Raw genomic sequence first — 13167 nt, 5'->3', positions numbered from 1 at the left:
GACCACCAGGACCTCCCCTTCGAACGCCTGGTGGAGGAACTCGCCCCCGACCGCGACCCGTCCCGCAACCCCCTCTTCCAGACCATGTTCGTCCTCCAGAACACCCCGGACGGCCACGGCTGGAGCCTGCCGGGGCTGGACGTGGAGCCGTTCGCGGTCACGCTGCCGGACGCCAAGTTCGACCTGACCCTGGTGATGTCCGAGGAGGCGGACGGAGGGCTGCGCGGCGCCCTGGAGTACCGCACGGACCTCTTCGAGCGGGACACGGTCGCCCGGCTGGCCGGCCACCTGGGCACGCTGCTGGAGACGGTGGCCGGCGAGCCCACGGCACGGCTGTCCGGGCTGTGCCTGCTCACTCCCGGGGAGCGGCGGCGGACCGTGGTCGAGTGGAGCGGCACCACGGCCGCCTTCCCGGACACCGCGACGCTGCACGGCCTGTTCGAGGAGCGGGCGGCCCGGCAGCCGGACACGGTGGCCGTCGAGGGGCCGCAGGGGGCGCTGACCTACGGCGAGCTGAACGCGCGCGCCAACCGGATCGCCCACCACCTGCGCACCCGGTACGGGGTACGGCCGGACATGCCGGTCGCGGTGTGCCTGGAGCGCGGCCCCGACCTGGTGACGGCGGTGCTGGGCGTGCTGAAGGCGGGGGCGCCGTACGTGCCGCTGGACCCGGACTACCCGGCGGAGCGGCTGGCGTACATGGTGCGGGACACCGCGACCCCGGTCGTCCTCACCGGCTCCGCGCACACCGGCCGGCTGCCCTCGGACGTACCGCTGCTGCGGCTCGACGAGGACACCGCGACACTGGCCGGTGAGCCGGACACCGACCCGCCGCCGGTCGCGGCATCGCACCACCTGGCCTACCTGATCTACACCAGTGGTTCCACCGGCCGGCCCAAGGGCGTCCAGGTCGAGCACCGCAGTCTGGTCAACCTGGTGCACTGGACGGCGCGGGAGTACGGGCTGGAGCCCGGGCAGCGGATCGCGCTGCTGGCCGGGATCGGCTTCGACGCGGCGGCGTGGGAGCTGTGGCTCGGTCTGACCCGCGGCGCGACCTGCTGCGTCACCACCGAGACCGTCCGGCTCACCCCGCCCCTGCTGCGGGACTGGCTGTGCGAGCAGCGCGTCCACGCCACCTTCCTGTCCACGCCGATGCTGGAGGCGCTGGTGGCGCTGGAGTGGGCGGAGGACAGCACCCTCGACTACGTGCTGACCGGCGGTGACCGGCTGCGGATGCCGCCGCGGGCCAGGCTGCCGTTCCGCGTGGTCAACAACTACGGCCCCACCGAGACCACGGTCATCGTCACCTCGACGGTGGTCGAGCCCGGCGACGTGGTCCCGCCGATCGGCCGGCCCATCCCCAACGTCCCGGCGTTCGTGGTGGACCAGCACGGCCGGCCGGTACCGGTCGGGGTGCCCGGTGAACTCCTCATCGGGGGCGTGGCGGTGGCCCGCGGCTACCGGGGCAGGCCGGACCTGACCGAGGAGAAGTTCGTCGCGTACGAGGCCGAAGGCGTCCGCACCCGGGTCTACCGCACCGGTGACCTGGTGCGGTGGCGGGCGGACGGGCAGCTGGAGTTCCTGCGGCGGATCGACAACCAGGTGAAGATCCGCGGCAACCGCATCGAACTGGGCGAGATCGAGGCCACGTTGCTGACCCACCCCGGCATCGGCGAGGTCGGCGTGATCGTCCGCGAGGACACGCCCGGTGACAAGCGGCTCGTGGCGTACCTGGTCGCCACCGGCACGGACGCGCCGAGCACCGCGGAACTCCACACCCACCTGGGGCGGTTCCTGCCCGACTACATGATCCCGGCGGCGTTCGTCACGCTGGAGCGGCTGCCGCTGACCGCCAACGGCAAGGTGGACCGGGCGGCCCTGCCGGTGCCGGACCACCAGCGGCCGGACCTGGGGACGGAGTACACGGCGCCGCGCAACGCCGTCGAGCGGACCGTCGCCACCGTGTGGCAGGAGCTGCTGGGCATCGAGCGTGTCGGCGTGCACGACAACTTCTTCCAGCTGGGCGGGCATTCACTGCTCGCCACGCAGGTGGCCTCCCGGCTGCGGAAGGCGCTGCGGGTCGACGTACCGGTGCGGGCCGTGTTCGACTCGCCCACCCCGGCGCAGCTCGCCCAGGGCATCGCCGACCTGATGATGGCGGCGATCACGGCGCAGTTCGCGCCGGCCGGGTGACGGCGCCCGGTGCCACGCCGTGCGGGGGCCGGACCTCGTCGCCGAGGTCCGGCCCCCGCGCGGTGCCGCCGGTCACGCCGGGTGCGGGGCGGTTCAGGCCACGTCCTCGGCGCGGATGCCGCCGCTGGCGAGCGCCAGGGCGCCGAGCTGGAACCGGCTCTGGGCACCGAACCGGTCGGTCAGCTTCTCCGAGAGGCGGCGCACCGTGCGCAGCGAGACGTCCATCCGGCGGGCCGCCGCCGCGTCGGTGAGGCCCTGCGCCCACAGCCGGAGCACGTGCTGCTCCTGGAGGGAGAGGTTGCCCCGGGTACGGGGGCGTGCCTGGGCGAGCGGCAGGGCCTCCTTCCACAGCCGGGCGAACAGGGTCGCGAAGGCTTCGGTCACCGACTCCACGCCGCACGCCATCGCGCCGACCACGCCGCGACCGCTGGTGACCGGCACGACGGCGTGCCTGCGGTCGGAGAGGAACATCCACACCGGCAGCGACGGCAGGGTGCGGACGGCGCCGCCGCACTCCTCCGTGCGGCGCAGGCGCTCCGTCGCCTCGGGGTCGTTGCGGACGCTCTCCAGCACGATGGCGCGTGCGGGTGTGCCGCGCCGCCGCAGGATCTCGTCCACCGGGCGGGCGGCCTCGAGGGCCCCCGCGTCCAGCCGCTCGGCCGGCCCGACGGTCAGCCATTCGTGTCCGCACTCCTCGGCGAGAGCGGTGACGTGCCGCCACACCGCGTCCGCGCCGGCCAGCCACTCGACGTCCGGGACGCTCTCCCGGCCGCCGCGCCCGCGTTCCGACAGCAGCCGCGTCACCTCCAGCCGGCTGCCCTCCACCTGGAGCCGGTGGCGGGCGAGTTCGTCCTGCTGCCGGGCGAGCATCGCCGCCAGTCCGACCTCCGGGTCGACCGGCCGCCAGCCGCTGGCGGAGTCCCCGGGCACGACGAGCAAAAGGGCGGACAGCCGCTCCAGCCCGTCCCGGACCGCTTCCTCCGTCTCCCCCAGTTGCCCGGCCAGTTCGGCCACCTCGGCACCGGGCCGGTCGACCATCGCGATGTAGACACTCCGCGCAAGGGAGTCGATACCGAGAGAGGTCCGCATGTCGTGCACTCCTGTATGTCTTGTCGTACGGCACCTGTTGGCTGTGGGACACGGGTCGAGACCGGGCCGACGGCGCTCCCCCGGGAGGTCACCGCGGGTTCCGCCGGCCGGACACCAGTAGAGCGGGAGCCGCCGCGACGGGAAATGCGGGCCGATCCCCCAAGTTCCTGCGGGACACCGGCTCACGGGGCGGGCACGGACACCACCGCGTGCGGCACCCGCACCCCGGCGCACCGGTCCGGCACCGGGCGATGGGCCGCGGGGCGGCGCGGTCCCGCGCGAGCGGCGCGACCCGGCTCCGCCCGTCCGGCCGTAGTGGCCCGTTCGGCCGGGGGCGGATCGGGCCCCGGGGCGCGCTCAGGGCCGGTTTGCCCGTCCCGGGTGGGGCCCGGTCCCCCATTCCGGGTCGGGCCCACCCCCATATACCCATGCGGTCCGACCCCCGTCCCGTACGCCCTCCGCCCCCGCGGGACCCGGCCGTACCGTGAGCCGCGCACACGGAGCCGACCTGCGGTTTCGCCCTGCGGGACGGTACGGCCGAGGCCGGTCGGCCCGGGGCGCCGCGCACCGCGCGCGGCCCGGTCCCCCATCGCTCCGGGGCACCGGGTGGGGGGCGCCGGAGAATATGGGGGACAGTCCCCCATGCGGGTCCCCCACGACATCTGTGACCTTGTTCTCGTGACCGAAGCAGCCGCAACCGCGACTCCCCCGAGCGCGAACCCCACGGCCCCCGCCCGGCGGGCCACCGCGATCCCCCAGGCCGGTACCGGCCGCTACCCGCTCCGCACCGGCGCCCCCGTCCCGAGCGCGCCGAACCCCGAACTTCCGCGTACCGGCCGGGCCTTCGCACGCTGACAGTCACCGGGCGGAGCTACCGACGCCGCCTCGCTCCCCTTCCCCGCAGTCGCCCTCACAGACACGAGGTTCTTGCCATGGACGAGCTCCGCAGCAACGCCGCCCCCGCCGCCGTCGACGCCTCCGCCGACCTCCCCGCCCGTCCGGCCGACGAGACGGACGCCGCCGGCGGCATCACCCTCTCGGGCCGCAACCGCGCCTGCGCCCGAGCCCGCGTGCTGGCGGGCATGGTCCTCACCAGCGGTCTCGTCATCACCCTGACCTCGATCGACACCTCGGTCTCGGCCCCGCACTGAACCCGTCCGAGTCCGGCCGCGGCACCTCCGGCGGCCCACCGCGGGACCGCTCCGGCGCGGTGTCCGCCGCGGGCGACGGGAAAGGCGCTGGATCGCCGGGCGCGTGCCGCCTTACGGTGGCGCCATGAGCGATCACCCGGAACCGCCCGTCGCGCCCGTCGCGCCCTTCGAACCCCCTTACTACGTGGCCGTCTTCACCACGGTGCGCACCCAGGACCAGAGCGGCTACAGCGAGACCGACGCACGGATGGAAGAGCTGGTGAAGGAAGTCCCCGGGTACCTGGGGACGGACCACGCGCAGACCCCCGGCGGGCTGGGCATCACCGTGGCGTACTTCCGCGACGCCGACGCCCTCACGCAGTGGCGGAGCAACGCCGAGCACCGGGCGGCGCAGAAGCGCGGCCGGGCCGAGTGGTACGAGAAGTACACGCTGCACGTGGCGAAGGTGGAACGCAGCCACGGGTTCACTCGAGCGTAGGGTCCGCGGGGCCCGGCGGCGGACGGCCGGCCGGCGTCACGCTCCCCGCTCCGGCCGGAAGGCGCCTTCCGCCGGGCGGCGTTCAGCGCGGGGACGCCCAGTCCGGGGTCCAGGTTCCGGTGGTGTCGCGGCCGGTCGCCGTGGTGGTGAGGTGGGCGCGGAGGGTGGTCAGCGCCGGGTGCGGGTTGTCGCGGTGCCACAGGAGCGAGTGCGGGTAGACCGGCGTCGGGTCGGTCACCGGGATGCGGCGCAGGCCGAAGCCGGCGGGCCAGACGAGACGGGTCAGCTCGCCCATGAAGGTGGCCAGGGCCGGGGTGTCGGCGACGGTGTCCAGCAGCGCGTCGGAGCCGAAGTTGGGGCCGGTCGCCTCGATGGTGAGGCCGAACTCGGCGACGAGGTCGTCGTAGTACGCGGCCCACTCGGTACCGGGCACGATGCCGGGCATCCAGATCCGGTGCCCGGCGAGCTGGGCGACGGTCACCGAGCGGGCGCCCGCCAGCGCGTGGGCGGGGCCGGTGAGGAGCTGGAGCGGCTCGTCGAGCACCCGGACGGACTCGATGTCCTCGGGAAGGGGGTGGCCGGGCGCGCCGACGGCGCGGAAGGAGGCGTCGATCGTGCCCGAGCGGAGGGCGGCGACGGCCGCGTCGATGTCGAAGAGCATCACCACGTCGAGGTCGATCCCGGGGTGCGCGCGGTGGAAGGCGCGCATCAGCCCCGACGGCGCGACGCGCGAGGCGATCACGTCGACGCGCAGCGGACGGCGGCCGGTGCGCACGGACGCGACCGCCCGTTCGGCCACGCGCAGCAGTTCGCGCGCGTGGGGCAGGAACGCCTGTCCGTCGATGGTGAGCCGGGCGCCGCGCGCGGTGCGGGTGAACAGCCGGACGCCGAGACCGCGCTCCAGTGCGGCGATGCGCTTGGAGACGGCCTGCTGGGTGACGGCCAGCTCGGCGGCGGCCTCCTGGAACTGTCCCGCGTCGGCCGCGACGACGAAGGTCCGGACGGTGTCGAGGTCCATACCGGTCACCCTACGGCCACAACCACAGGTTGTGACCGACGGCTCCGTGGTTGTTTGATTCCAGGTCGTGCTGCTCGCTTTGATGCTGCTGATCGCTGATCGGTTGTGCGAGTGAGTGGGCGAGGGCGGCGGGCATGGGCGGCGGGCACCAACGGGGACCTGGACTTCTGCTCGGACATTTGTTCGAACCTCGGCTGGGGCGCCGGTTCGGATGGCTCTGGGGAGCGTACGGGGCCAGCGCGCTCGGCACGTGGCTCGCCTTCGGCGCGTTCCCGCTGATCGCCGTCCGGGTGCTGCACGCGGGACCGGCCGAGGTCGCCGCGCTCTCCGCCACGGGTGCCGCGGTGGGCGCCGCGGTGGCGGTGCCGCTCGGCCCGTGGGTGGAGTTCCGCCGCAAGCGGCCGGTGCTGATCGCGACGGACCTGGCGCGGTGCGCGGCGCTGCTGACCATTCCCCTCGCCTTCGCGCTCGGCGCGCTCACCTTCCTCCAGCTCCTGCTGGTCTCGGTCGTCGTCGCGGCGGCCGACATCACCTTCCGCGCGGCCTCGGGCGCGTATCTGAAGGCGCTGCTCCCGGCCGAGGACCTGCTCGTCGCCAACGCCCGCTTCGAGTCCACCGCCTGGACGACCACGATCATCGGACCACCGCTGGGCGGCGCTGCCATCGGGCTCCTCGGCCCGGTGGCGACGGTGGTGGCCGACGCGGTCAGCTATCTGCTCTCGGCCCTGGGCATCCGCGCGATGGGCGGGTACGAGGCACGGCCCGCGCGCCGGGACGCCGCGCGCGGGCGGCCCGGTGACCTGCTCGACGGCTGGCGCCACATCCTCGCCGACGCGACCCTGCGCCCGCTGTTCCTCAACACCGCCGCCTTCAACGCCCTGGTGATGGCCGCCGAGCCGCTGCTGGCCGTCCTGATGCTCGGCCGGTTCGGATTCACACCCTGGCAGTACGGCCTCGCCTTCGCCGCGCCCTCGATCGGCGGGCTGCTCGGCGCGCGGCTGGCCCGGCCGCTCGTCACGCGGTTCGGACAGCACCGGGTCCTGGTCGGGTCCGGGACGCTGCGCGCCGTCTGGCCCGTCGGCCTGGCCTTCCTGGGGCCGGGCACCGGGGGACTGCTGCTGGTGATGGGTGTGGAGCTCGGGCTCATCTTCTGCTGTGCGGTGTTCAACCCGGTCTGCGCCACCTACCGCCTGGAGCGCACCGCGACCGGGCGGGTCGCGCGCACGCTGTCCGCCTGGTCGGTGACGACCAAGGCCGCGACGGCGCTGCTGACGGCCGTCTGGGGCGTGCTGGGCGCCCTGCTCGGCCCGCGTACGGCCATCGGCCTGGCCGGCGCGCTCGTCCTCGCGACCCCGCTGCTGCTCCCCCGCCGCCCCGCACCGCTCCCCACCACGCCGGAACCGGCACCGAGCCGCGCCTGAGAGAGACCGCCGAGCAGCCGGGAGGCGACGGCCGGCCGGTTCGGGCCTTGCCCGGTGCCTCGGCGCGGCCCTACCCTTTCGCTTCAGTCTCGGAGTGCCGGCGGGGGAGGCCACTTCCGTGAACGTCCTGACAATCGCGCCCTTCTTCGTCGTCGCCGGCCTCGCGTTGTTCGCGTTGCGGAGGCGACGGTCCGAGGAGAATCGGGCCCGCAGGGAAGAAGGCTTCCTGGCCTCGCTGCCGCCCCGGTCGACCTCCGCGGACGACACCGACCAGCTCGCCCTGGAGGCCCTGGACCACCTGTGCAGCGCGAGCGGAAGCGTGCCCGGGGTGTACGTCGACATGACCGACTACTTCCGGCGGCGGACCTGGAACCCGGCGGACGTCCACCACGTCATGGGGAGGCTGCACGCCCTGGGCTTCGCCCACCAGGTGGTGAGCGCGACCCACCCCATCAGTCCGTACCGGTACCGCGCCACGGCCGCCGGTGTGCGGAGGAACGGGAGGAACATCGCAGGCAAGGAGGCCGCCATGGACATCAGTTTCCAGCAGGAGACCGGGTCCGGCTCCATCATCACGAACGTCAACAGCCCCGGAACGCGGAACTGGATCCAGCACAGCCACGTCCAGCACGAGGAAGTCTCCCTGGAGCGCCTGGCCCAGGCCCTGCGCGAGGACGCCGCGCACGCCCCTCAGGAGGTGGCGGACAGCGCGCTGAGCCACGCCGACTCCCTGGACACCGCGCTGGCCGGCGGGGGAAACGTCACGACCGAACAGGCCGTGGGGCGCGTCCGGAGGTTCCTCGCGACGGCGGGCGCCGGCTTCGAGGCCACGCGGCAACTGCTGGACCTGCTCGGGAACTGACCGGCGCGCAGAGCCCTGCCCCCGCTCCCTCCGGGTGTCAAGGGCTTCGGGTGTTCATGCGCGGCAAGGTTAGTGATCGTGCGCTGTGAGATCATCCGCCCGGGCTGGTCGCGGCTAGTTTTGCCAGCAAACTTCGAGGGGACCAGGCGTCCATACCCGAAGCTCCCCGTATCGCGCATCGCGCCTGGTTCGAGGGCAAGAGGGGCAACATCTTGATCATGGAAGATTCCGGTCACGCTGCTCACGACTTATCCCCGGCGGCGGCTGACCACCGCACCCGGGAACGATGGGGTGACATCTGCCGGTCCGTCTTCGCACGGTCCGGCCTCTGCATGGCTCACCTGGAACCGACCCTGAGGATCTCGGCGGCGAACGCGCCGTTCTCCGGCCGGATCGGTTCCGCACCCGCCGACATCGTCGGCAAGGAGATCCTCGTCTATCTGCACCCGAGCGTGCGGGAGAAGTTCCGTCGCGAGTTCGCCCGGCTGACCGACGGGCGCGGTGCACGCTTCGCGGACCATGTCATCGGCGTGGACGCGCGCGGAGAGCCCTTCCAGGGCGAGCTGACGGGCATCGCCGTACAGGGAAGCGCCAGCGGCCGGGTAGAGGCCATCGTGGTGCTGTTCCGGCCCGCTGACGACGACGGCCCGCGGGTCGCCTCCGCACGGCAGACGCTCTTCAGTCCGGTGCACGCCCGCGTCCTCGAGGGCGTCGCCGCCGGGGAGTCGACCGTCCAGCTGTCCGCGCGGCTCTTCCTCAGCCGCGGCGGAGTCGAGTACCACGTCGCGACGCTCCTGCGGAAGATGAAGGTCGTCAACCGCACCGCCCTGATCTCCAAGGGGTACGCCATGGGGGTGTTCGCGGTGGGCGAGTGGCCGCCCCGCGTCCAGCCGGAGTTCATCGCGACCTGAGACGGGCGAGGACCGGTCGGGGGAACACCGGTCCTCGTCCCCGGCCGGCCCGTGGGGGGCCGGCCGGCGGTCAGGCGGGCGTGCCGCCGGTCACCGCGGGCCCGGCGGCCAGCCGGTGCCGGATCCCCTCGAGCAGGGTGCGGGCGCGCAGCGAGAGCAGGCTGAAGGAGCCGGCGTCGCCGAGCCCGTGGGTGTTCTCGCACAGGCCGTTGAGGAACAGCGGCGGCCGGGCACCGGTGCCCGGCCGGGGCGGCACGAAGTAGTCCCGCTCCACCCGCAGTACGCCCGAGTCGTCCAGGGCCAGCCCGTCGGCCACCGGGCCGAGGATCCGGGGGTACGGCTCGTCGTGCTCGGCCGGGCCGAGGTCGCGGTAGCCGGTGGCGAGGACCAGCAGGTCGACGGTCACCTGCCTCGACTCCCCGGTGTGGCGCTCGCGCAGGTGCAGCCGGACCGGACCGTCACCGGTCTCGACGTCCTCGACCTCGTGGTTGCGGTGCAGCAGCAGGCGCTCCTCGCCGTCGACGCCGTCCTCGTACCGCCGTACGTACAGGCTCTCCAGCACGTCCTGGTCGACGGAGGAGTAGTTGCTGGGCCGCAGCTGGGCGTCGAGGGCGGCCTTGGCCTCCCGCGAGGCGTCGAAGTAGTAGTCGGTGAACTCGGGGAAGTACGCCTCCTCCGAGAACGGGCTGGTGTCCTTCAGCCGGTAGCCGAAGCCGCGCATGACCGCGTGGATCCGGTCGCCCGCGGCGGCGGAGTGCAGGTCGAGCGCGATCTCCGCCGCGCTCTGGCTGGCTCCGACGACCGCCACGTCGAGCGGGCCGCCCTTGGCCGCCCGCCGCTTCTCCAGCCGCCACAGGTACTCGCCGCTGTGGCACACCCGGTCGCCGAGGTGGGGCTGGAAGACCGCGGGGACGTAGGGGGTGCGTCCGGTGCCCACGACCAGGGCACGCCCTCGGTACGTCCGGCCGCACGCGGTCCGGACGACGTGGTGCGGCACCGGGTCGGTGGCGACGGAGACGGTGGTCGCCCTGCGGTCGTAGACGACGTACGGGGAGAGCTGTGCGGCGACCCACCGCACGTAGCGGGCGTAGTCGCGGCGCAGCGGGAAGTGCGCCGGGACGTTGAGGAAGGCCAGCAGCCGGCCGGTCTCGTGCAGGTAGTTGAGGAAGGTGTAACGGCTGCGCGGGTCGCGCAGGGTGGCGAGGTCGCGGCTGGGGTGGTGCTGGGTGTCGGAGCCGCGCAGCAGCATGCCGGGCTGCCAGGCGGCCTCGCTGCGCCCTTCGAGGAAGAGGCAGTCCAGTTCGGGTGCCTCCTCCTCCAGGGCGGCGGCCAGCGCGATACCGCCCGGGCCGAATCCGACGCCGATGACGTCGTGGAGCGTCTCCTGCGCCGTACGGCCGTTGTCGTTGGTCACGGTGGGTCCTCGTCCTCGTGGTGGGAGTGCGGGGTGGGGGGAGTGTGCGGGGTGGGGAGGTGGGAGTGTGCGGTGGGGGCCGTCAGGCGAAGCGGTGGACGGCCGTGTCGAGGGTCTTGAGCACGACGTCGCCGATCGTGTGCGCCGTCTCCTGCCAGGCGGCGACGGGCATCGTCAGCGGCGGCAGGAACTTCAGCACCCGCCCCTCCCCCGCGCTCTCGGCGATGATCCCGGCCTGGAACAGCGCGCGGCGGACCCGCTCGACCGGCTCGGGCGCGGCGAAGCGCAGTCCGCTCATCGCGCCGCGTCCGGCGACCTGGGCGACGCCCTCGGGGAGCCGCGCGACGATGTCGTCGAGCGAGGTGCGGATCGCGGCCGTCAGACCGGCCACCCGGCTGGTGAAGCGGGGGTCGGCCCAGTACTCCAGCGCGACCGTGCCCGCCACGAAGGCGAGGTTGTGGCCGCGGAAGGTGCCGTTGTGCTCGCCCGGCTCCCACACGTCCCGGCCGGGGCCGATCAGCAGGGCCGCCATCGGCAGGCCCATGCCGCCCAGCGACTTCGACAGGCACACCAGGTCCGGCCGCAGCTCCGGGACGTGCTCGAAACTGAAGAAGGTGCCGGTTCGGCCGCAGCCCGCCTGGATGTCGTCGACGACGACGAGCGCGCCGGCCGCGTCCGCCAGCTCCCGCACGCGGGCCAGCCAGGCGCGGCTCGCCACGTTCAGCCCGCCTTCGCCCTGTACGGTCTCCAGCAGCACGGCGGCCGGTGCGCCGACGCCGCGGCCGGGCCGCAGCGCCCGCTCCAGCGCGTCGAGGGACTCCCGTCCGCCGCGCCCGTCGTCGCGGGGCAGGAGGGTCACGTCGCGCAGCGGCGTGCCGGCCGCGGATCGCAGCAGCGGTGCGGAGGTGGCGGCGAGGGAGCCCAGGGAGACTCCGTGGAAGCCGTCGCGGAAGGCGATGACCGATGAGCGTCCGGTCGCCTTGCGGGCCAGTTTCAGGGCCGCTTCGACGGCGAGGGTGCCGGCCGGGCCGGGGAACTGCACGACGTGGTCGCCCATGCCGCGCGGTGCCAGGACCGTTTCGGCGAACCGGGTGAGGAAACCGGCCTTCGCTGTGGTGTGCAGGTCCAGGGAGTGGACGGGTCCGCCGCGCGCCAGGTAGTCGGTCACCCGGGCGACCATGTCGGGCGGGTTGTGCCCGTAGTTGAGCGCGCCGGCGCCGCACAGCAGGTCGGTGTACCGGCGCCCCTCGACGTCCCACAGGTGGTGTCCCGAGGCCCGCTCGAACACGGCCGGGAATCCGCGGCAGTAGCTGCGCACCCGGGACTCGTGCCGGGCGAACACATCGGTCAGGTCAGGCTCGGCCATACGCGGCACTCCATGTCTTTCGCTGTTCTTCGCTCACTTCGCCAGCACGTTCCCGTCGGCCGGCCGGTGGTTCCGGGAGCGGCGCAGATCGGTGAAGGCGAACGTCCGCTGGAGCCAGCGGTCCCGTCCGTCGAAGCGCGGGCGGAAGGAGGACCGGCCGTGCAGGGTGACCCGGTTGTCGACGACGGCCAGGTCCCCGGGCCGCAGCCGCACGCCGTCGTGGCTGCCGCGGATCACCGTGTCCAGTTCCGCCAGCGCGGCGCGGCCGGCGTCGGTCAGGGCCCGGGTGGCCGCCTCGTCGTAGCAGAGGTCGGGGTCCTCCGGGTCGCCGGTGAGGATGCCGTGCAGGCTGTCCGTCCCGCCCCTGCCGAAGGAGGGCGGCGGCTCGGTGACGTATTCGGGCCGGGCCAGTGCCGCGCGGGCGCGGTCCGTCAGCCGGGGCAGCACCCTCCGGGAGCAGCAGGTGCGCAGCTCCGCCTGTTCCTCGTGGTCGGTGCGCAGGCACAGCAGCAGGACGTAGTCCGGCCGGTGCGGGTGGAAGGCGTTCTCGGTGTGGAACGTCAGCTCCACCGAGCCCGCGTTGCCCTGGAACTCCTCCTGGCCGGGCACCGGGACGACGTCCTGCACCAGTGCCCCGTCCTTCTCCGCCGCGAACGCGGCGGGGTCGCCGAGTCCGTGGGCGATCAGCATGAGCAGGGCCGCGGGCAGGGCGGGGGTGCGCTGCGCCGACCCCATGACCACCGGTGTGTCGGGGAGTCTCTCCGGGCCGATCGGCAGTCCGGTGAGCAGCAGTCGGCCGTCGGTGCCGGAGTGGCGGCGGAACTCCCGCACCAGCCGGCGCAGCCGGGCGGGTGTCTCCTCCCAGGCGCGGCGGGCGTCGGCGACCCAGGCCGGGTCGTCGACCCGGTCCGGTGCCCGTTCCAGCAGCTTGTGCGCGGTCCGCGAGAGGTCCGCCAGCTCGGGTCCGGACAGCCGGGCCGCGCGCTGTTCGGTGGTGGTCACCTCGGTCCTCCCGCCGGGCGTCGGCGCGCGGTCATTCGCCCATCGCCTCGATCAGGCTCTTGGGGCGCATGTCGGTCCACTCCCGTTCGATGTGGGCCAGGCACTCGGTGCGGCCGTCGGGGCCGAACCGGCGCTGCCAGCCGTCGGGCACGGGTACGAACTCCGGCCAGAGCGAGTGCTGGTTCTCGTCGTTGACCAGGACCAGGTAGCGGGCGTCGGGGTCCTCGAAGGGGTTGGTCATGGTGGTGTTCCCTGTTCCGTG

Annotated in this window: 12 protein-coding genes; 6 read left to right on the top strand and 6 right to left on the bottom strand. The window is 73.8% G+C overall.

Annotation, left to right across the window (positions count from 1 at the left end; genetic code table 11):
- Positions 1-2193, top strand: a 2193-nt coding sequence (locus IF37_RS0106885; protein ID WP_158727299.1) for a non-ribosomal peptide synthetase, incomplete at its 5' end; no start/stop codon positions are given.
- A 93-nt stretch (positions 2194-2286) separates the two neighbouring features.
- On the opposite strand, the gene IF37_RS0106880 is transcribed toward IF37_RS0106885, so the two are convergent.
- Positions 2287-3282, bottom strand: coding sequence for a helix-turn-helix domain-containing protein (locus tag IF37_RS0106880; RefSeq protein WP_052845013.1), 996 nt, complete (start codon positions 3280-3282; stop codon positions 2287-2289).
- Positions 3283-4214: 932 nt separating this feature from the next.
- On the opposite strand from IF37_RS0106880, the gene IF37_RS0106875 reads away from it, so the two are divergent.
- Both IF37_RS0106875 and IF37_RS0106870 read left to right on the top strand, forming a co-directional pair.
- The gene (locus tag IF37_RS0106875; protein WP_030737776.1) at positions 4215-4433 is read left to right on the top strand and encodes a hypothetical protein; all 219 of its coding nucleotides are present in this window, start codon (positions 4215-4217) and stop codon (positions 4431-4433) included.
- 124 nt (positions 4434-4557) lie between these two features.
- Positions 4558-4911: an antibiotic biosynthesis monooxygenase gene (locus tag IF37_RS0106870; protein WP_030737772.1), complete on the top strand. Its 354-nt coding sequence runs from the start codon at positions 4558-4560 to the stop codon at positions 4909-4911.
- 82 nt (positions 4912-4993) lie between these two features.
- On the opposite strand, the gene IF37_RS0106865 is transcribed toward IF37_RS0106870, so the two are convergent.
- The gene (locus IF37_RS0106865; RefSeq protein ID WP_030737769.1) at positions 4994-5929 is read right to left on the bottom strand and encodes a LysR family transcriptional regulator; all 936 of its coding nucleotides are present in this window, start codon (positions 5927-5929) and stop codon (positions 4994-4996) included.
- Positions 5930-6063: 134 nt separating this feature from the next.
- On the opposite strand from IF37_RS0106865, the gene IF37_RS0106860 reads away from it, so the two are divergent.
- The 3 genes from IF37_RS0106860 to IF37_RS0106850 all read left to right on the top strand — a co-directional run bounded on the left by IF37_RS0106860 (position 6064) and on the right by IF37_RS0106850 (position 9123).
- On the top strand, positions 6064-7350 hold the full coding sequence (locus tag IF37_RS0106860; protein WP_037855841.1) for an MFS transporter: 1287 nt from the start codon (positions 6064-6066) through the stop codon (positions 7348-7350).
- A 118-nt stretch (positions 7351-7468) separates the two neighbouring features.
- Positions 7469-8212, top strand: a complete 744-nt coding sequence (locus IF37_RS0106855) for a hypothetical protein (RefSeq protein ID WP_030737762.1) — start codon at positions 7469-7471, stop codon at positions 8210-8212.
- A 332-nt stretch (positions 8213-8544) separates the two neighbouring features.
- The gene (locus tag IF37_RS0106850; RefSeq protein WP_030737759.1) at positions 8545-9123 is read left to right on the top strand and encodes a LuxR C-terminal-related transcriptional regulator; all 579 of its coding nucleotides are present in this window, start codon (positions 8545-8547) and stop codon (positions 9121-9123) included.
- A gap of 70 nt (positions 9124-9193) precedes the next feature.
- Here IF37_RS0106850 and IF37_RS0106845 read toward each other — a convergent pair whose 3' ends face one another.
- From IF37_RS0106845 to IF37_RS0106830, 4 genes are all read right to left on the bottom strand, one after another.
- Positions 9194-10537, bottom strand: coding sequence for a SidA/IucD/PvdA family monooxygenase (locus tag IF37_RS0106845; RefSeq protein WP_052845011.1), 1344 nt, complete (start codon positions 10535-10537; stop codon positions 9194-9196).
- A gap of 82 nt (positions 10538-10619) precedes the next feature.
- Positions 10620-11903 (bottom strand): diaminobutyrate--2-oxoglutarate transaminase, encoded by a 1284-nt coding sequence (locus IF37_RS0106840; protein ID WP_030737751.1) that lies wholly within the window; start codon positions 11901-11903, stop codon positions 10620-10622.
- Between the two features lie 33 nt (positions 11904-11936).
- The gene (locus IF37_RS0106835) at positions 11937-12905 is read right to left on the bottom strand and encodes a TauD/TfdA family dioxygenase (protein WP_030737748.1); all 969 of its coding nucleotides are present in this window, start codon (positions 12903-12905) and stop codon (positions 11937-11939) included.
- A gap of 31 nt (positions 12906-12936) precedes the next feature.
- Complete coding sequence (locus tag IF37_RS0106830; RefSeq protein WP_030737745.1) at positions 12937-13146, bottom strand: MbtH family protein; 210 nt, start codon at positions 13144-13146, stop codon at positions 12937-12939.
- Between the last annotated feature and the right edge of the window lie 21 nt (positions 13147-13167).

This window comes from Streptomyces sp. NRRL S-31, assembly GCF_000718775.1.
In the GTDB taxonomy this organism is placed as follows: Bacteria; Actinomycetota; Actinomycetes; order Streptomycetales; family Streptomycetaceae; genus Streptomyces.
Note: the sequence above shows the minus strand (reverse complement) of the source record. Positions and strands in the feature narration are given on the sequence as shown.

Bases quoted from the DNA above. Each gene is read 5' to 3' on its own strand.
- IF37_RS0106880 (WP_052845013.1), bottom strand. From the start codon at position 3,282: ATGCGGACCTCTCTCGGTATCGACTCCCTTGCGCGGAGTGTCTACATC.
- IF37_RS0106875 (WP_030737776.1), top strand. From the start codon at position 4,215: ATGGACGAGCTCCGCAGCAACGCCGCCCCCGCCGCCGTCGACGCCTCC.
- IF37_RS0106870 (WP_030737772.1), top strand. From the start codon at position 4,558: ATGAGCGATCACCCGGAACCGCCCGTCGCGCCCGTCGCGCCCTTCGAA.
- IF37_RS0106865 (WP_030737769.1), bottom strand. From the start codon at position 5,929: ATGGACCTCGACACCGTCCGGACCTTCGTCGTCGCGGCCGACGCGGGA.
- IF37_RS0106860 (WP_037855841.1), top strand. From the start codon at position 6,064: ATGGGCGGCGGGCACCAACGGGGACCTGGACTTCTGCTCGGACATTTG.
- IF37_RS0106850 (WP_030737759.1), top strand. From the start codon at position 8,545: ATGGCTCACCTGGAACCGACCCTGAGGATCTCGGCGGCGAACGCGCCG.
- IF37_RS0106840 (WP_030737751.1), bottom strand. From the start codon at position 11,903: ATGGCCGAGCCTGACCTGACCGATGTGTTCGCCCGGCACGAGTCCCGG.
- IF37_RS0106830 (WP_030737745.1), bottom strand. From the start codon at position 13,146: ATGACCAACCCCTTCGAGGACCCCGACGCCCGCTACCTGGTCCTGGTC.